Raw genomic sequence first — 18,038 nt, forward strand, 5'->3', positions numbered from 1 at the left:
TTTCCAGCGCTTCGGCGAACAGGCGCCCCAGCACGCCAGCAGTGTGCAGCGCCAGCGCCAGGGTGCCGGCGTTCGGCCCGAGCCCCGCTGCCAGCACCATCAGCGCGGCCCAAACCAATTCCGGAATCGCCCGCAGCGCATTGAGCAGCAGGCGTGATGCGGCCTGTGCCAGCAGACCGAAACGGCCGGCCGCGGGGAGTGCCAGCAACAAGCCGAACAGGGCTGCGAGCAATGTGCCGATGGCCGACATCGCCAGGGTTTCCAGCGTGCCGTGAGCGATCGCCTGCAGATGCGCGGGCGACAGGTCCGGCGCCATGAATCCCGAAGCGTAGGCGGCCATCTGCGCAAGGCCGTCTCGGCTGAGCAGCGCGGCGCTTTCCAGCTGCAGGAAGGCAAAGGCGGCCACCACGGCCGCGACCAGCCCGGCCGGAATCAGCAGGCGCGACAGCAGACTCATGCGAATCTCCAGCGCAGCATTCGGCTCAGCAGGTCGGCCAGCAGCACGAGCGCGAGGAACGTCAGCAACATGGCGGCGACTTCACCGCCGGCGAACATGCGCATCGACAGGTCCATCTGCTGGCCGAGTCCACCGGCGCCGACGAAACCCATCACCACCGAGGCGCGGATCGCACATTCCCAGCGGTAGACGCTGTACGACAGCATCTCGCCCGTGGCCTGCGGCAGCACTCCGTAGAGGAAGGCCTGCAGCCGCGAGGCGCCGGCACCGAGCAGTGCGCGGGCGGGTAGCGGGTCGACCGATTCGAAGATCTCCGCGTAGACCTTGCCGAGCATGCCGGCGTAGGTGATGGCGATGGCCAGCACGCCGGCGGTCGGCCCCAGGCCTACGGCGCGGACGAACAACAGCGCCCAGACGATCTCCGGGATGCTGCGCAGCACGATCAGCAGGCCGCGTACCGGCCAGCGCAGCGCTTGCGCCCACCAGGCCGGGCGACCACCACGGCTGAGCGCCGAGAGCGACAGCACGCGGGTGGCAAGCAGGGCGCAGGGGATGGCGACAGCCAGGGCCAGGGTCATGCCGGCAGTGGCAATTGCCAGGGTTTCCAGTGTCGCCTGCCAGAGCAGGCCGAGGAATTCGCCGCTGTGCTCCGGTGGCCAGAACGCCGAGAGAAACGTGCCCATGGTGTCGGCATTGCTGCCGTCGAACAGCACACCCAGGTCCAGCTCGCTCAGCCTTACCCCTGGCCACAGCAGCGCCACGGCCAGCAGGGTCAACATCAGGCGTGGCGCGGCGGCAGGATCGTGTCGGGCAGCTGCGGGGTTCAGCATCGCGGAATGTTCAGTGGCGGCGTCGCTGCAGCAGGTGGCGACGGGGCATGCTGAAGCTGCTCATTGGCATACAGCGCCGCCAGCTCGTCGGGGCCGATTTCGCTGGCAGGCTTGTCGAACAGGATGCGCCCGTCACGCACGCCGACGATTCGCGGAAAGTGCTCCAGTGCCAGCTCCACTGCATGCAGGCTGGCCAGCAGCGTGGCGTTGCGACGTTGCGCCTCGCGGTTGAGCACGCCCAGCGTGTGACTGGCCAGTACCGGGTCCATGGCTGAGACGGGTTCGTCGGCGAGGATCAGCTCCGGCGCCTGGTAAAGCATGCGGGCGATCCCGACCCGCTGCAGCTGGCCGCCGGATAGCTGATCGCAGCGCATGTACAGCTTGTCGGCAAGATCGAGGCGCCCAAGCGCCTCGGCAGCGCCACGGCGGTCCAGAGGATAAAGCAGGCTGAGGAGGCTTTTGGCTAGCGACCATTTGCCAAGACGCCCCGCCAGTACCGCCGTCACCACCCGCTGTCGCGGCGGTAGCGGCGGCGCCTGGTGGATCAGACCGATCTGGCTGCGCAGGCGTTGGCGAGCGCCCGCCGAGAGTGTCCAGGGGCGTTTGCCGAGCAGCTCGAGATCACCCTGATCAGGCTTGAGCGATGTGGCCAGCAGGCGCAGCAGCGTGGTCTTGCCAGCCCCGGACGGGCCAATGATGGCGACCCGTTCACCCTGCGCAACCTGCAGGTCGAGCCCGCACAGTGCGATCTGGCCGCCAGCGTGGGTGTGGCCCACGCCGGCCAGCTTCAGCGCCGGCTCAGGCTGTGCAGCGAGGCCTGGCGCCGGCGGTGTCTGCAATGTGCTCATTGCTGATGCTTACGTGCCATCACTTGAGCAGGCCGGCGGCGCGCGCGGCTTCTTCGATTCCGGCGTAGTTCTCCGGCTTGGTCTCGATAAAGCGACTAGCAGCCTGCAGATCAAGAATCGCCTTGTGCTCCGGGTTGGCCGGATCGAGGGCGAGGAAGGCAGCCTTGATCTTCTCGACCAGCGCCGGCTCGAGGTTGCCGCGCACGGTCCAGTTGTAGTCGTAATAAGGCGGAGTGGTGGAGATCACCCGGACCTTGTCGGTGTCGACCTTGCCGGCCGCGACCAGCTTGTCCCACACCGAGGCGTTGAGCACGCCGGCGTCGGCCTTGCCGGCCTCGACCCAGGCGGCGGTTGCATCGTGGGCGCCGGAGTAGGCGATGCGCTTGAAGAACTGCTCCGGCTGGATGCCGTCCTTGAGCATGAAGTAGCGCGGCATCAGGCTACCCGAGGTCGACGACACGGAGCCGAAGGCGAAGGTCTTGCCCTTCAGGTCGGCCAGTGACTTCACCTCCGGATCGGCGGTGATGAACTTGCTGGTGAACTGCTCGTCCTGCTCGCGCTGCACCAGCGGGATCGCATCGCCGGTCTTCAGGCGCGTCTGGACGAAGGTGAAACCGCCCAGCCAGGCGAGATCGAGGCGGTCGGAAGCCAGGGATTCGACCACGGCCGCATAGTCCGATACCGGGGTGAACTTCACCGGCATGCCCAGCTGCTGTTCCAGGTATTCGCCCAGCGGCTTGAACTTGCGAATCAGCTCGGTCGGGGCTTCGTCGGGGATAGCGGAAACCCGCAGGGTTTCAGCGGCGTGGGTAGTAGCAATAGACAGGGACAGGGCAAGGCCGGCGACGGCTGCCAGGGAGCGCTTCAGCATTGAGGGTTCTCCGGTTCAATAGCGGAAAAAGCGCGCGGATTATAGAGCGTGGCAGGCGTGTGGCGCCAAGGGAAAGCTGCACAGGGACGCTTGGAGCGCTTCTGGCACATTTCCATTGCAGAAATATCGTGTAACACGACGAACTTTTTTCAGGCCCCAAACCTAAGTGATCTGTAGTGGCCGAATATGTGCAATGTGCCACCCCCGCAGGCAAAGGAAGCGAATGTGAAGTGCGATAAGAAGCGTCAGTCCACCATGGTCTGGGCAGATGGTCACTCGTTCAGAGAGGTAGCGCGAATTCAGGCGCAACCTGTTGGCAGCGCGGAAATACGCAGCGTGCCTTTGACCGAGAAGATGTTCACCGAGGCGCGTATCGCAGCTGTCCTGCTCGGCCCACTGCTGATCGACCTGCCTCAGGGCTGATTGGGCGACCTCGCTCCGGCCAGCGCCGCGGCAGCGCGAGGGATCGCAAGCCGCGGCAAGGCGTTCAACGTATCAGCAGGTGCGCTCAGGCGCCGGCGAACAGTACCAGCAGCACCACACCGAGGATCAAGCGGTAGATCACGAACGGCAGCATGCCGACGCGCTCCAGCAACTTCAGGAAGATGTGGATGCACAGGTAGGCACTCACCGCCGACAGCACCACACCCAGCCCCATCGCCGTCCAGTCAACCGCTACCCCGCCTTCCACCAGGTCGAGTGTGCTCAGCCCGCTGGCAAGCACGATCACCGGGATCGACAGCAGAAAGGAAAAGCGTGCTGCGCCGGAGCGCGACAGGCCCAGCAACAGCCCGGCGGTCATCGTCACGCCCGAGCGCGAGGTGCCGGGAATCAGCGCTAGCGCCTGGGCGCAACCGATCAACAAGATGTCCTTCCAGTTCAGGCTGTGCTCGTCGCGCGGTTGCGTGATTCGCCGGCTGACCACGTCCGACCACCACAGCAGCAGACCGAAGCCGATGGTCGCCCAGGCAATCACCAGCGGCGAGCGCAGCTGGACTTCGATGAAGTCCTTGAACAGCAGCCCGGCGATGCCGACCGGAACCGTTCCAAGGATCACCGCCCAGGCCAGCCGGCTGTCACCGACACGCTCGCGGCGGGCTAGCGATGCGAACCAGTCGCGCGTCATTCCGAAGACTTCCAGGCGGAAGTACCAGACCACTGCGGCCAGGGTGCCGAGGTGCACCGCCACGTCGAATGCCAGTCCCTGGTCGTCCCAACCCACCAGGTGCGGGAAGAGGATCAGATGAGCCGAGCTCGATACCGGCAAGAACTCGGTTAGTCCCTGCACGATGGCCAGGACGATGATCTGAATTAAATCCATTGCTTGTTTCCTGCGATGTCTTCTGATGCACGCGCGTTGCCAAGGGCAGGCGTGCGTTGAGCGGATGGGTCTGCGCGAGGCGATGCCCCGGGGCCTCCTTCAGAGGCGCTCGACGGCGGATCGTTCCGGTTGGTCGGGCAATTTGCTGGATCGGTCACAGTGGCATTGTGGCAGCAGTAAGGGAGCATTGAGCAGTTGAGGGGCGAGGGAGGTACATCGTTTGGCCGTTCCTGGCGGTGCGGCGCTAGAATCACGACCTCGTTCGTCAAGGAGCCGCCTCATGTCCGACCTGCCAACCCTCGCTTTTGCCGGTATCGGCCTGATGGGCCTGCCGATGTGTCGACGCCTGCTGGCGGCGGGGTATCGCCTGGCGGTGTGGAATCGCTCGCCCGAGAAGTGCCAGCCGCTGGTAGAGCTGGGGGCCAGGGCGGTGGCGACGCCCGCCGAGCTCTGTGCCGAGGCCGACATTGTGCTGTTGTGTCTGGCCGACACCGCCGCTGTGCGCGAGGTGCTTTTCGGCAAGGCCGGCATCGCCGAAGGTGGCAAGGCCGGCAAGCTGCTGGTCGATCACTCGAGCCTGGAGCCGACGGCAACCCGCGACATGGCCGCCGAGCTGGAATTTCGCAGTGGCATGCGCTGGGTCGATGCCCCGGTCTCCGGTGGAACGCCGGGCGCGGAAGCCGGCAGCCTGGTGATCATGGCCGGCGGCCGCGCCGAGGATGTCGAGCGTGTACGGCCGGTGCTGATGAAGCTGGGCCAGCGCCTTACCCATATGGGTGGGGTCGGCGCCGGCCAGGTGACGAAGGTCTGCAATCAAATGATCGTCGCCTGCAATGCGCTGGTGATCGCCGAGGTCGTGGCCTTGGCCGAACGTGCCGGAGTCGACGCCAGCCTGCTGGCACCGGCGCTGGCCGGCGGCTTCGCCGATTCCAGGCCGCTGCAGATTCTTGCCCCGCAGATGGCAGCGAGCGAGTTCGAGCCGGTGAAATGGCACGTGCGCACCCTGCTCAAGGACTTGGACACTGCGGTGAAACTGTCCCGTGAGCAGGGTTCGGCGACGCCCTTGAGCGGCCTGGCCGCGCAGCTGATGCGCCTGCACGGCAGCCAGGGCAATCTTGAGCGTGACCCCGCCACGCTGGTGCAGATGTACCGGGAGGGCGACCAATGAAGATCGCCGCCAATCTATCGCTGCTGTTCACCGAGCTGCCGCTTACCGAACGCATCCTCGCCGCCCGCACCGCCGGTTTCGATGGCGTGGAGATCCAGTTTCCTTACGAAGTGCCGGCCATTCGCCTGAAAGAGCAACTCGAGCGCGCCGGCATGCCGCTGGTGCTGATCAATCTGCCCGCCGGCGATCTGCTGGAGGGCGGACCAGGCCTGGCGGCGGTGCCGGACCGGCAGGAGGCGTTCGACGCGGCTCTGCAGGAGGCGCTGACCTATGCGCTGATGGTTCGACCGGCCAGTGTCAACGTGCTGCCGGGCCGCCTCGCCGAGGGCGTCGACCGCGAGCTGGCGCTGGAGACGCTCGAGCACAACCTGTGGAAGACCGCCGACGCCTTCGACATGCTCGGCATCCGCGTGCTCTGCGAAGCGATCAACCCGCTCGACATGCCAGGCTTTCTGATCAACAGCGCGGCGGATCTGGAGGCTCTGCTGCAGCGGGTCGATCACCCCAACTGCCTGGCGCAACTGGATTTCTACCATATGGCACGCCAGCAGCTGGACCTGCCCAGCTGCATTACCCGGCTGGGCGAGCGCATCGGTCATGTGCAGTTCGCCGACTGCCCGGGCCGCGGCGCGCCGGGTAGTGGTGAGCTGGACTTCGGCGCAGCGCTGCAGGCCTTGCAGGCCAGCGGCTACCAGGGCTGGCTGAGCGCCGAATACAAACCGGGGGAGCAGGGCACCGAAGCCAGCCTGGGCTGGCTGGCCGAGTGGCGCGGGCGCTGAGCCATCGCGGGGCATAAGCGAAGGTGATGTTCGGAGACAGGATCAGGCACAGACTCTAGAGTCATGGTCGAGTCCCGGCTGGTCTGCGGCCGGAATATAAGAACAATCGAGACCGACGTCATGCAGCCTTCCACCCAAGCATCCAACGCCTGGCGCGTGCTGTTTCTGCTCTTTCTGGCGAACCTGTTCAACTTCTTCGATCGCACCATACCGGCGATCATCGCCGAGCCGATCCGCCTGGAGTGGAGCCTCAACGATTTCCAACTCGGCCTGATCGGCACCGCCTTCACCATCGTCTACGCCATTGCCGGGCTGCCCCTGGGGCGCATGGCGGACCTCGGTTCGCGGCGCAAGATCATGGGCTGGGGGCTCACCGCGTGGAGCGGCCTGACCGCGATTAACGGCCTGGCCTGGAACTTCTGGAGCTTCCTGCTGGTGCGCATGGGCATCGGCATCGGCGAGGCCAGTTACGCGCCCGCCGCCAACTCGCTGATCGGCGACCTGTTTCCGGCGCACAAGCGCTCCCGGGCCATGGGCATCTTCATGCTCGGCCTGCCGTTGGGCCTGTTGCTGGCGTTCTTCACCATCGGTTCCATGGTAGAGGCGTTCGGCAGCTGGCGCGCGCCCTTCTTCATCGCCGCGGTGCCGGGCCTGGTGCTGGCGCTGTTCATCTTTCTGATCAAGGAGCCCAAGCGCGGCGCCGCCGAGACCGTCAAGGTTTCCCAGGAGCCGGTGCAGCAGCCGATCCGCAAGGTGCTGTCGATTCGCACCTTCTGGTGGCTGGTGCTGGCCGGCCTGGCATTCAACTTCGCCACCTATGCCTGCAACGCCTTCATGGTGCCGTTGCTGATGCGTTATCACGGTGTCTCGCTGGTACAGGCGTCGGTCGCCACCGGCGTGATCGTCGGCTTGACCGGCCTGTTCGGGTTGACCCTGGGCGGCTGGGTCGCTGACCGTATCCACCAGCGCTACGCCCGTGGTCGCCTGATCTTCGCCGCTGTGAGCATGTTGATCGCGACCATCGCAACCGGCTATGCGCTGCTGGCCGGCCGCATCGAGGTCGGCATGTTCGTCGCGGTGTTCAGCATTGGCTGGTTGTTCTCCTACAACTTCTATACCTGCGTCTACACGGCAATTCAGGACGTGGTCGAACCGCGCCTGCGGGCCACGGCCATGGCGCTGTTCTTCGCTGGCCTGTACCTGCTGGGCGGCGGCATGGGGACAGTAGTGGTGGGGCTGCTCTCGGACCACTTCGCCGAAGGGGCGATGCTGGCAGCGGGCGCCAGCGAGATGGCCGAGGCCTTCCGTGCCGAGGGTCTGCACGGGGCGATGTATCTGATACCGGCGTCGCTGCTGCTGACCATGCTGTTCCTGTTCCAGGCATCGCGGACCTTCTGCGCCGATGCCAAGCGCATGACTGCCGGGATGACGGCCGATGCGCCCGGCGCGGAGGCGGTGCCTGCCTGATACGTTTGCGTTATGGGGTTTGTGCCCGGACCAGCGATGGCCGGGCATTTTTTTGTCTGGAGAAAGCCATCGAGGGGCTAACCGACGATAGGCCTGCATCGGCGGGCCGCCTCCTTTACACTGCGCGGCCGTTTTTTCAGTACCCGTGGAACACGCCATGCTCAACGCCTCATCCGCCCGCGCCTGCGGCATCGACTTCGGCACCTCGAATTCCACGGTTGGTTGGTGGCGCCCCGGCGTCGATCCGCTGATCGCGCTGGAAGGCGAGCAGCCGACCTTGCCGTCGGTGGTGTTCTTCAATCTCGAAGAGCGCCGGCCGGTCTACGGTCGGCAGGCGCTGAGCGAATATCTGGAGGGCTATGAAGGCCGCCTGATGCGTTCGCTCAAGAGCCTGCTCGGCTCCAAGCTGCTGAAAAGCGAAACCACCGTGCTCGGCAGCGCCATGCCGTTCAAGGAAATCCTCGGCCTGTTCCTCGGCACCCTCAAGCAGCGCGCCGAAACGGCTGCGGGCCGGCCATTCGAAGAAGTCGTGCTGGGGCGGCCGGTGTTTTTCGTCGATGACGACCCGCAGGCCGACCGAGAGGCATCGGACACCCTCGCCGCTGCCGCCCGCAAGATCGGCCTCAAGGACGTGTCCTTCCAGTACGAGCCGATCGCTGCGGCCTTCGATTACGAGTCGCGTATCGAACGCGAAGAGCGCGTGCTGATCGTCGATATCGGCGGTGGTACCTCCGACTTCTCGCTGGTGCGGCTGTCGCCCGAGCGTCGGGACGTCGATGATCGACAGGCTGATATTCTCGCCACCGGCGGTGTGCACATCGGCGGTACCGACTTCGACAAGCAGCTCAGCCTGAGCGGGGTGATGCCGTTGTTCGGCTATGGCAGCCGGATGAAGAGCGATGCACCGATGCCCACCAGCACCCACCTCAACCTGGCCACCTGGCACACCATCAACGCCGTTTACGCGCCAGCCTCGCTACGGGCGTTGCAGAGCATGCGCTACGACATCGTCGACCCCACCGGTATCGACCGGCTGTTCCGCTTGATCGAGCAGCGCGCCGGGCACTGGCTGGCGATGCAGGTGGAGCAGGGCAAGATCGAGCTGACCGAGGCGGAGCAGTTCGCCATCGACTTCCAGCGTATCGAGCCGCAACTGCAGGTCGAGCTGACCCGCCAGGGCTTCGAAGGCGCCATCGCCGCACTGCTTGACCGTATCGGTGGCAGCATCAATCAGCTGCTGGCGGATGCCGGCGTGCGCCATGATGAGGTCGATACGGTGTTCTTCACTGGTGGCTCCAGCGCCATTCCGGCATTGCGCGACAGCGTTGCCGGGCTGTTGCCCCGTGCACGGCATGTGGAAGGTAATCGCTTCGGCAGTATCGGCAGCGGATTGGCCATCGAGGCGCGCAAGCGCTACGGTTGAGGCGGGAACCTCCGTGCCGCCGACACAAATCTTCACATTGTCGGGATAACACCCGGATTGGCGTGCGGGTCTCAATACGGATGCTCCAGCGGAGCGTGTCATTGAGGAAAACGCAAATGGCCTATCGAATACGCCCAGCGCGCAATGCTGCCAAAGAGGTGCGCAAGGCCGCGCTGGGGCGCATCAACAAGGCGATCCAGGCGCTCTGTGTCGAGCCGTCCGAGCGGGCCGAGGGCGTGCATCAGGCGCGCAAGCGCTTCAAGGAATTGCGCGCGCTGCTGCGGCTGGTGCGTGAACCGCTCGGTGCGCGTTTCAGCGTTGACAATCGTCGGCTGCGCGATGCCGGACGACGCCTGGCCGAGTCACGCGATGCCGCCGCCATGCTGGAAAGCTGGGACGCCCTGGCGCGCACCGATCAGCCACTGTTCGTCAGCGATGCGTTCCGCCAGATCCGTCTGCGCCTGCAGCAGCGCGCCGCGCCGGATGGTGAGGTGCATACCGGCTTCGATGTGGAAGTGACGCAGGTGCTGGGTGATCTGCGCGCACTGACTCGAGACGTGCAGCACTGGAAATTGCCGGGCAAAGGCTTCGGCTTGCTCGCCGCGGGCTTTCGGCGAACCTATGCCGACGGTGTGCGAGATCTCGCACGTGCGCAAAAGGCGGACTCGGATGAGTTGCTTCACGAATGGCGCAAGCGGGTGAAGGACCACTGGTATCACTGCCAGCTGCTGTCTCCGTGCTGGCCAGACGCACTGGAAAGTCGCGCGGAGCAGCTCAAGCAGGTCGCCGACGCGCTGGGCGACGACCATGACCTGGCGGTGATGACTGAGCTGATGCAGGGTGAGCCCGAGCTGTTCGGTACATCGGATACCCGTGAAGCGGTGCAGCGCTGTATCGAACAGCGGCGGGCGCAATTGCAACAGCGCGCGCTGCGCCTGGGCCGCCGCTTGTATGCCGAACCGCCAAAGGCGCTGGCGGAGCGGGTCGGGGCGTACTGGCGTATCGCACGTAAGGAATCGGAATAATAGGAGCACGCCTCGACGAGGCCGCTCTCGGGGAAGCGCGGACCGCCTCGTTCAGGTCGGGAACGAGGTGGTCCAACCGCTGGCGCGTTGACCTGAACGGATGGGTTGGACACCGCCTTCAGGACACACGGGCAAAGCGCTGCCGGCTCAGCCGGCGACCAGCACCCGTATTGCCTCCAATCGCAAGGCCGCCTTTTCCAGTGCTGCCAGACCGTCTTCGCGCTGCTGACGCAGGGCTTCGATCTCGCTGTCGCGCACGCTCGGGTTGACTGCCTGCAGGGCTACCAGTCGCGCCAGCTCCTCCTCCAGGCCGGCCTTGAGCTTGCGTTGTGCTTCGGCAACGCGCTCGCTGTGGCGCGGCGCGATCTTGGCTTCGGCGGCGGCGATCTGGGTGGCCAGCACGTCGCGCTGGGCCTGAACGAATTTGTTGGCGCTGGCCCGCGGCACGCTTTCCAGCTGATCGTTGAGCGTATCGAAGGCCACCTTCGAGGCCAGGTCGTTGCCGTTGCCGTCGAGCAGGCAGCGCAGCGCCAACGGCGGCAGGAAGCGGCTCAGCTGCAGTGCACGCGGCGCCACCACTTCACTGACGAACAGCAACTCGAGCAGTACGGTGCCCGGCTTGAGCGCCTTGTTCTTGATCAGGGCCACGGCGGTGTTGCCCATGGAACCGGACAGCACCAGGTCCATGCCGCCCTGAACCATGGGGTGCTCCCAGGTAAGGAATTGCATGTCTTCGCGGGCCAGGGCCTGCTCGCGGTCGTAGGTGATGGTCACGGCCTCGTCGTCACCGAGCGGGAAGCTGGCATCCAGCATTTTCTCGCTGGGGCGCAGCACCAGGGCGTTTTCCGAGTGGTCTTCGCTGTCGATACCGAACGCGTCGAATAGCTGCTCCATATAGATCGGCAGGGCGAACTGGTCGTCCTGCTCCTCGATGGCTTCGACCAGCGCCTTGCCTTGTTCGCCGCCGCCGGAGTTGAGTTCCAGCAGGCGGTCGCGACCGGCATGCAGCTCGGCTTCCAGCCGCTCGCGCTCGGCGCGGGCTTCGTCGATCAGCAGCTGATAGGCCTCGTCGTCACCTTCTTCCAGCTGCCCCAGCAGGCGCTGACCGAAGCGGTGCTGCAGGGCGTTACCGGTCGGGCAAGTATTGAGGAAGGCGTTCAGTGCCTGGTGATACCAGGTGAACAGGCGCTCCTGCGGGCTGGTTTCCAGATACGGCACATGCAGCTGGATGGTGTGCTGCTGGCCGATGCGGTCGAGACGGCCGATGCGCTGCTCGAGCAGGTCCGGATGCGCCGGCAGATCGAACAGCACCAGATGGTGGCTGAACTGGAAGTTGCGGCCCTCGCTGCCGATCTCCGAGCAGATCAGCACCTGCGCGCCGAACTCCTCGTCGGCGAAGTAGGCCGCGGCGCGGTCGCGCTCAAGGATGCTCATGCCCTCGTGGAACACCGTGGCCGGAATGCCGGAGCGCACGCGCAGCGCGTCCTCCAGATCCAGTGCGGTCTCGGCGTGGGCGCAGATGACCAGCACCTTGTACTTCTTCAGCATCTTCAGGGTGTCGATCAGCCACTCGACACGCGGGTCGAACTGCCACCAGCGATTCTGCTCGTCGGCCGGTTCCTGCTGACTCTGGAAGGCGACTTCCGGATACAGCTCGGCGTGCTCGCCCAGCGGCAGCTCCATGTATTCGGCGGGGCAGGGCAGCGGGTAGGGGTGCAGCTGGCGCTCGGGAAAGCCCTGCACGGCGGCGCGCGTATTGCGGAACAGCAGGCGGCCGGTGCCGTGACGGTCGAGCAGCTCGCGGATCAGCCGACTGCTGGCCTCGATATCGCCATCGGTGGCGGCGGCGAGCAGGGCTTCGCCTTCGGCGCCGAGGAAATCATGGATGGTCTGATGAGCCTGCTGCGAGAGACGACCCTCGTCGAGCAGTTCCTGCACGGCTTCGGCCACTGGCTGGTAGCTGGAGCTCTCGGCACGGAAGGCGTCGAGGTCATGGAAACGATTCGGATCGAGCAGACGCAGACGGGCGAAGTGGCTGTCCAGACCGAGCTGTTCCGGAGTTGCAGTCAGCAGCAGCACGCTGGGGATCACTTCGGCCAGCTGTTCGACCAGTTTGTATTCGGCGCTGGCACCTTCCGGGTGCCAGACCAGGTGGTGCGCTTCGTCCACTACCAGCACGTCCCAGCCTGCGGCGAAGGCAGCGTCCTGGGCACGCTCGTCTTCCTTCAGCCATTCCAGCGATACCAGTGCCAGCTGGGTGTCTTCGAACGGGTTGCTGGCATCGCTTTCGATGAAGCGCTCGGCATCGAACAGTGCGACTTCCAGGTTGAAGCGGCGGCGCATCTCCACCAGCCACTGGTGCTGGAGGTTTTCCGGAACCAGGATCAGCACCCGGCTGGCGCGGCCTGAGAGCAGTTGGCGATGGATGATCAGGCCGGCTTCGATGGTCTTGCCCAGGCCCACTTCGTCGGCCAGCAGTACGCGGGGGGCGATGCGGTCAGCGACTTCCTTGGCGATGTGCAGCTGGTGCGCGATGGGCTGCGCACGCACGCCACCGAGGCCCCATAGCGAGGACTGCAGCTGGGCGCTCTGGTGCTGCAGGGTGTGGTAGCGCAGGCTGAACCAGGCGAGCGGGTCGATCTGCCCGGCGAAGAGGCGGTCGCTGGCCAGGCGGAACTGAATGAAGTTCGACAGCTGGGTTTCCGGCAGGGTGCGGGCTTCGTTCTGCGCGGTCAGGCCGTGGTAGACCAGCAGGCCGTCGACGTCGTCGACCTCGCGCACGGTCATCTTCCAGCCTTCGAAATGGGTGATCTCGTCACCGGGCACGAAGCGCACCCGCGTCAGTGGGGCGCTGCGTGTCGCGTACTGGCGCGTTTCGCCGGTCGCCGGATAGAGCACGGTGAGCATCCGTCCATCCTGGGTCAGGATGGTTCCGAGGCCGAGTTCTGCCTCGCTGTCGCTGATCCAGCGTTGCCCCGGTAGATACTGCTGCGCCATGCTGCCTCCCGCTGTGAAAAAGCCGGCTATCTTAACGGAACGTCGTCATCAGAGCGACGACCGATGGCGACTGTTCGACGCATGAAGTGTAGCGGTCCTGTTAAAGTTGGCCGGTGCCGCGCCGATTCATCGGTAAAGAGGGGTAACCAGCATGCTGCCACCCATCCCATCAGGCGTATTCCCGGTCAATGCCCAGCAGGACGTGGTCAAGCCGCGCCCGGAGATCGCACCGGTGGCACCCGTGCAGCCGAGTTCGGACGAAAGTGCGGTTACCCTCGACCGACGTCATCCGCAGGAGAGCGCCGAGATGCTGCGCGACGAGCAGCGGCGGCGTCAGCGCCGGGGTTATACCCCGGAGGAACTGGCGACCGGCGAGACCGATGAGCAGGACCAGGCCGAGCTCGAAGAGCTGCCGCGCCAGGGACTCTGGGTTGACGTCGAGGTCTGAGGTGTTCACGAACGATCCGAGCCACGCTTCATCGATAGAGTTGCCGGACGCCGCACTGGACTACTACCCGGGGTGGGTCGACAGCGAAACCGCCGATGCCTGGCTGGAGGACCTCGTCAGCGCCACGCCCTGGTCGCAACCCGAAATCCGAATCTATGGCCGCCAGGTTGCAGTACCACGCATGGTCGCCTGGTACGGCGACGCGGACGCCGGGTATCGCTATTCCGGCCTGCGACATGATCCGCTGGCCTGGACACCGCTGTTGCGCGACATCCGTGAGCGTCTGCAGCACGAGACCGGTCAGCGCTTCAACGGTGTGTTGCTCAACCTGTATCGCGACGGACGCGACGCCATGGGCTGGCACAGTGACGATGAGCCCGAGCTGGGCGACTGCCCCACTGTCGCTTCGCTGAGCTTGGGCGCTGAGCGGCGCTTCGATCTGCGGCGCAAGGGCAGTGGGCGGATTCAACACTCGCTCGTCCTCGCACATGGCTCGCTGCTGGCCATGAGGGGCACGACGCAGCATCATTGGCAACACCAGATCGCGCGGACCAGCAAGGTGCTGCAGCCGCGCCTCAACCTGACCTTCCGCCTGATCGAGACGAGGCCGAGCAAATGAGCAGCGACGATAAGTTGATCGACTTCAGTGCAGAGCGCGCAAAGCGCATTCACGACCTCAACGACAAGCGCCTCGAGGAGATGCGCAAGACCTTCGAGCAGGTCCTGCCGCTGGGCAAGGCGAAGAAGAAGGGCAAACGCTCTCCGAAGAAGCGTTAATCGCGCCCCCCTTCAACATTGCACAGATCGATTCGCTATTAGCCGCTCGGCTCTCACCACACTTCTGCTGCTGCCCTGCCGTTTTTCGCCTCAAACACCCCTGTTTTCTTGACCTGGATCAGTCGTTGCTCACGGCTGTGTGCGCTGCTTTGTGGCCATTGACCCGGGTCAATTTTTTTAGGGGGGAGCGGGTTTAACTTGAACCCATCGAATAGCGAATCAGGTTTCGGAGGTAGGTCTCATGTTTGTCGATGATGTGGTGCTCGCAGGGGTGGTCACGGTCGGCCTGATGGTCGCCTTCCTCGGAGGCTTCGGATATTTCATCTGGCGGGATGCGCACAAGAAGTAAGCGATTCCCGGCAGATTCAAAGAGCACGCAAGGCATTTAGGCGACCTATGGTCGCCTTTTTTTTTGCGCGCGATTTACCGGCGTGTCTGAGGTTGGACGAATACGATCGTCGTGAACGCCGGTACCTCGAACTCCCCACTGGTGACCTTGGCCTGGCGGCTGATCGGGTCGACCGAACCCTTCAGCACCGGGTGCAACTCGTAGCCGTCCGCGCCCGGCAGGCGAACCGGCCTGTCCGAGGCATTGATCACCACCATCAGCGAGCTGTAGCGGCGGTCCAGATCGCGGCCGTCACGCGGACCATCGGCCAGACTGAAGGCGATCACGCCGGGCTGCTGTTCGGGGCCAGTGTTGTGAAACTGTAGGCGCCGTTGCACCTCGCGGGCGCTGTCGAGCTGGAACAGTGCGCTGTCGCTACGGATTTTCAGCAGCTCGAGGAAACGTCGTTTCGCCGCGACGATGTCGGTGGTGCCCGGTTTGGCCTGCGGGTCGACAATGATCCTGCGAATCAGCGGCCAGTTGTCGCCGTCCTTGTCCGCGCGCGGCAGGCCCTTGTTCCAGTTGTTGTTCTGGTAGCTGAAATCCACCGCGTTGAACCAGTCGCCCGAATCGTAGCTGTCGCGCTGCATGGACTTCGATCGCAGGATGTCCGAGCCGAGATGGATGAACGGCACGCCCTGGCTGAACAGCGGCACCGACAGCGCCACCATGTGCAGGCGCACCCTGTCGGCAACCGACAGGCTGCTGGCCAACTTGTACTGGTTGTTGTCCCACAGCGTTTGGTTGTCGTGCTTGGAGACGTAATTGACGGTTTCCTGCGGGTCCAGCGTATAGCCGGCGGGCTGGCCGTTGTAGTCGAGCTCGCTACCTTTGCGCGTGCTGCCGTCGGCGGTGACGAATTGGAAGTCGCGTAGCCCGCCAGCAATGCCGACGCGGATCAAATCGGTGGCGTGCAGCAGTTGTGCTTTTTCCTGAGCCCCGGCGCCGCTCAGCTCGTTGGGTCGCAGATAGAGCCCGTTGGCGAAGCCCTGGTTGCGGCGAATGCTGTCGCCGCCGTCGAAGGGGCTGCCGCCACGGACTGCATCACGTTGCCGATCATTGAAGGTACCGACGCCGGTGCCGGCCATGTTCAGTTGATTGGCGTTGATACCGCGTGCGTTGCCGGCAACCTCGCCGAATTCCCAGCCTTCTCCGTAGAAATAGGTGTCGCGATCGATGCGGCGAACGGCGTGATACGCATCGACGATCTGCTCGCGCATATGGTGACCCATCAGATCGAAGCGAAAGCCGGCGATCTTGTAGTCGCGTGCCCAGACCTTCAGCGAGTCGATCATCAGCTTGGCCATCATGCGATGCTCGCTGGCGGTGTTCTCGCAGCAGGTCGAGGTTTCCACCGCGCCGGTCGTCGGGTTGCGGCGGTGGTAGTAGCCGGGTACGACCTTGTCCAGGACGGACTTGTCGGCCAGGCCGGAAGCGTTGGTGTGGTTGTAGACCACGTCCATCACCGTGGCGAGGCCATTGCCGGCCAAGGCCTGCACCATCTGGCGGAACTCGATGATGCGCTGCACGCCTTCGGCATCGCTGGCGTAGCTGCCCTCGGGCGCGGTGAAGTGGAAGGGGTCGTAGCCCCAGTTGAAGTCATCCAGCCCACGCAGGTCGTTGTACAGCGATTGCGCCTGACCGCTGGCCGGGTCGAAGCCCTCTAGCACCTGACGGATGCTCGCTGCGCCACAGTACTGCGCCCAGCGCTCCCGGGCCGCATCCGACAGGTCGCAGAGCTTGGCGAAGGGATCGTCCAGGTTGATCCGCCGAGCGGGGTCTTCGCTGATGGTCGCGATGTCGAACACCGGCAGCAGCTGCACGTGGGTGAGCCCGGCCTTCTGCAGGTCGCGCAGGTGCCGCATGCCGTTGCTGTTCTGGTGGGTAAACGCTGCGTAGGTACCGCGCAGCGCGGCCGGCAGGCTGGTGTCGCTGGCGCTGAAGTCGCGCAGATGGGTTTCGTAGATCACGCTCGCTTCGGGGCGCTCCGGGTGTGGCGGACGCACGGCATCCCAGCCAGCTGGCTTGAGGTCGCCGGCGTTCAGGTCGACGACCTGGGCGTACTGGCTGTTGCGCGACAGGCTCAGGGCGTAGGGATCGCTGACGAGCGTCGTCTCGATCCTGCCGCTGCTGGGTCGGTAGGCGGTGACTTCGTACTGGTAGTACTGGCGATCCAGTGAGCGCGGGCCTTCCAGACTCCAGACGCCGAGCCGCTCCCGCATAGACTTCGGATAACCGGGCAGCAGCTGTTTGGCGGCATCGAATACGTGCAGGCGAACCCGCTGTGCGGTCGGTGCCCAGAGCTTGAAGGACACACCTCTGGCATCGAGTGTCGCGCCCAGCTCGCCGTTGTAGGCGAACAGCATGTCGAGGAGCCGGCGGTCTGCACTTCGGTGGCATCGATGACCCGGTCGTCCGCGTCGTAGGCGATTACCACCAGTTGGCTCATCACGGCGCGGCGAATGTCTTTCACACCTGCCGTGATTCGGTAAGCGGGGGCATCGGCCAGGTGCGGGTGCTGCCGCTTGAGGCCATCGCGCAGGCTGGACGGCTGCATCGCCAGGGGCTGCCCGCCGCTGACGGCTCGCGCCTCGCTGTCGATGCGGATGCTGGCGTCGCTGGCATAGCGCAGTTCCAAGCGGCTGGCGCCCGGCGCACCGCCCACCAGTGCGAGCGTGAACGGATCGAGCCAGTGCGCCCGCGCGCCCTTGATCGCCACGGCGCTGCCGTTCAGCGGCGTGCTGGACAGCTGTGGGTTGCCGCTGACCGTGAAGACACGACGGCCCAGTTCGTCGAAGCGCCAGGCCAGGTCGCCACCGCCCAAGTCCTTTTCGTCGCCCTTGTGCATGATCAGATTCAGGCAGCTGGCATTGGCGCTCAGTGGAATGCGGTACAAGGCGCCGTACCGCGGGTCGGTATCCACCGCCGCGAGCGGTTGCGCCCAGCTGGTTTCAGTCGCACTTCCGCTGCAGTCGGTGGTGTTCCACAGGTGCGGACCCCAACCGTTGTAGTCACCATCGGCGCGCTGATAGTAGAGCAGGGCCTCGTCGGGGCCAGGGTCGAGCGGGGTAGCCGAAGCGGATTGCATGGCCAGCGAGAAGCCGGCAAGGGCGAGCGCCGCCAGGCGCCGATAAGCGATCGAGCGAATGAGCATGGGTGAGGGTCCCGTTGTTGTTCTTCTTGTACTGCTCGCTGGATGGTCGGCGTGGGGTATCCGATACGCATCCTCCGTTGGGGAA

General features: G+C 65.0%; 16 protein-coding genes and 1 pseudogene. 10 read left to right on the forward strand and 7 right to left on the reverse strand.

Features of this window, described 5'->3' with window-relative positions:
- The 4 genes from LO50_RS11465 to LO50_RS11480 all read right to left on the reverse strand — a co-directional run.
- Positions 1-457, reverse strand: a 457-nt coding sequence (locus LO50_RS11465) for a PhnE/PtxC family ABC transporter permease (RefSeq protein WP_044315064.1), incomplete at its 3' end; no start/stop codon positions are given.
- Positions 454-1,287 (reverse strand): PhnE/PtxC family ABC transporter permease, encoded by an 834-nt coding sequence (locus LO50_RS11470; protein ID WP_044315065.1) that lies wholly within the window; start codon positions 1,285-1,287, stop codon positions 454-456. The genes LO50_RS11465 and LO50_RS11470, both read right to left, overlap by 4 nt.
- On the reverse strand, positions 1,281-2,135 hold the full coding sequence (locus tag LO50_RS11475) for a phosphonate ABC transporter ATP-binding protein (protein WP_044315066.1): 855 nt from the start codon (positions 2,133-2,135) through the stop codon (positions 1,281-1,283). The genes LO50_RS11470 and LO50_RS11475 overlap by 7 nt, the downstream gene beginning before the upstream one ends.
- Positions 2,136-2,154: 19 nt before the next feature.
- Positions 2,155-3,006 carry a putative selenate ABC transporter substrate-binding protein gene (locus LO50_RS11480; protein WP_044315067.1) on the reverse strand — a complete coding sequence of 284 codons (852 nt, stop codon included), beginning with the start codon at positions 3,004-3,006 and terminating at the stop codon, positions 2,155-2,157.
- Positions 3,007-3,231: 225 nt separating this feature from the next.
- On the opposite strand from LO50_RS11480, the gene LO50_RS11485 reads away from it, so the two are divergent.
- Positions 3,232-3,429, forward strand: a complete 198-nt coding sequence (locus tag LO50_RS11485) for a hypothetical protein (protein ID WP_041013243.1) — start codon at positions 3,232-3,234, stop codon at positions 3,427-3,429.
- 85 nt (positions 3,430-3,514) lie between these two features.
- Here LO50_RS11485 and LO50_RS11490 read toward each other — a convergent pair whose 3' ends face one another.
- Positions 3,515-4,327: an undecaprenyl-diphosphate phosphatase gene (locus tag LO50_RS11490; RefSeq protein ID WP_044315069.1), complete on the reverse strand. Its 813-nt coding sequence runs from the start codon at positions 4,325-4,327 to the stop codon at positions 3,515-3,517.
- A gap of 280 nt (positions 4,328-4,607) precedes the next feature.
- Here LO50_RS11490 and LO50_RS11495 point away from each other — a divergent pair, with 280 nt between their 5' ends.
- From LO50_RS11495 to LO50_RS11515, 5 genes are all read left to right on the forward strand, one after another.
- Complete coding sequence (locus tag LO50_RS11495; protein ID WP_014821200.1) at positions 4,608-5,495, forward strand: NAD(P)-dependent oxidoreductase; 888 nt, start codon at positions 4,608-4,610, stop codon at positions 5,493-5,495.
- Positions 5,492-6,274: a hydroxypyruvate isomerase family protein gene (locus LO50_RS11500; protein WP_044315070.1), complete on the forward strand. Its 783-nt coding sequence runs from the start codon at positions 5,492-5,494 to the stop codon at positions 6,272-6,274. Before LO50_RS11495 ends, LO50_RS11500 begins: the two co-directional genes overlap by 4 nt.
- Before the next feature lie 120 nt (positions 6,275-6,394).
- Complete coding sequence (locus tag LO50_RS11505) at positions 6,395-7,741, forward strand: spinster family MFS transporter (protein WP_023444478.1); 1,347 nt, start codon at positions 6,395-6,397, stop codon at positions 7,739-7,741.
- 157 nt (positions 7,742-7,898) lie between these two features.
- Positions 7,899-9,164, forward strand: a complete 1,266-nt coding sequence (locus tag LO50_RS11510; protein ID WP_044315071.1) for an Hsp70 family protein — start codon at positions 7,899-7,901, stop codon at positions 9,162-9,164.
- A gap of 116 nt (positions 9,165-9,280) precedes the next feature.
- Positions 9,281-10,189, forward strand: a complete 909-nt coding sequence (locus tag LO50_RS11515; protein ID WP_044315072.1) for a CHAD domain-containing protein — start codon at positions 9,281-9,283, stop codon at positions 10,187-10,189.
- Between the two features lie 147 nt (positions 10,190-10,336).
- Here the strand turns inward: LO50_RS11515 and rapA are convergent, their stop codons facing one another.
- Positions 10,337-13,186 (reverse strand): RNA polymerase-associated protein RapA, encoded by a 2,850-nt coding sequence (rapA, locus tag LO50_RS11520; protein WP_044315073.1) that lies wholly within the window; start codon positions 13,184-13,186, stop codon positions 10,337-10,339.
- 151 nt (positions 13,187-13,337) lie between these two features.
- Between rapA and LO50_RS11525 the strand changes: the two genes are divergently transcribed.
- From LO50_RS11525 to ccoM, 4 genes are all read left to right on the forward strand, one after another.
- On the forward strand, positions 13,338-13,634 hold the full coding sequence (locus LO50_RS11525) for a hypothetical protein (RefSeq protein ID WP_014821194.1): 297 nt from the start codon (positions 13,338-13,340) through the stop codon (positions 13,632-13,634).
- A 1-nt stretch (position 13,635) separates the two neighbouring features.
- Positions 13,636-14,253, forward strand: coding sequence for an alpha-ketoglutarate-dependent dioxygenase AlkB family protein (locus LO50_RS11530; RefSeq protein WP_044315074.1), 618 nt, complete (start codon positions 13,636-13,638; stop codon positions 14,251-14,253).
- The gene (locus LO50_RS25095; RefSeq protein WP_162836510.1) at positions 14,250-14,411 is read left to right on the forward strand and encodes a hypothetical protein; all 162 of its coding nucleotides are present in this window, start codon (positions 14,250-14,252) and stop codon (positions 14,409-14,411) included. The genes LO50_RS11530 and LO50_RS25095 overlap by 4 nt, the downstream gene beginning before the upstream one ends.
- A 241-nt stretch (positions 14,412-14,652) precedes the next feature.
- Positions 14,653-14,760, forward strand: a complete 108-nt coding sequence (gene ccoM, locus LO50_RS25655; RefSeq protein ID WP_023444473.1) for a cytochrome c oxidase subunit CcoM — start codon at positions 14,653-14,655, stop codon at positions 14,758-14,760.
- Between the two features lie 74 nt (positions 14,761-14,834).
- Here the strand turns inward: ccoM and pulA are convergent.
- Positions 14,835-17,953: pseudogene (gene pulA / locus LO50_RS11540) on the reverse strand (pullulanase-type alpha-1,6-glucosidase).
- Between the last annotated feature and the right edge of the window lie 85 nt (positions 17,954-18,038).

This window comes from Stutzerimonas stutzeri (genome assembly GCF_000935215.1).
Classification (GTDB): Bacteria; Pseudomonadota; Gammaproteobacteria; order Pseudomonadales; family Pseudomonadaceae; genus Stutzerimonas.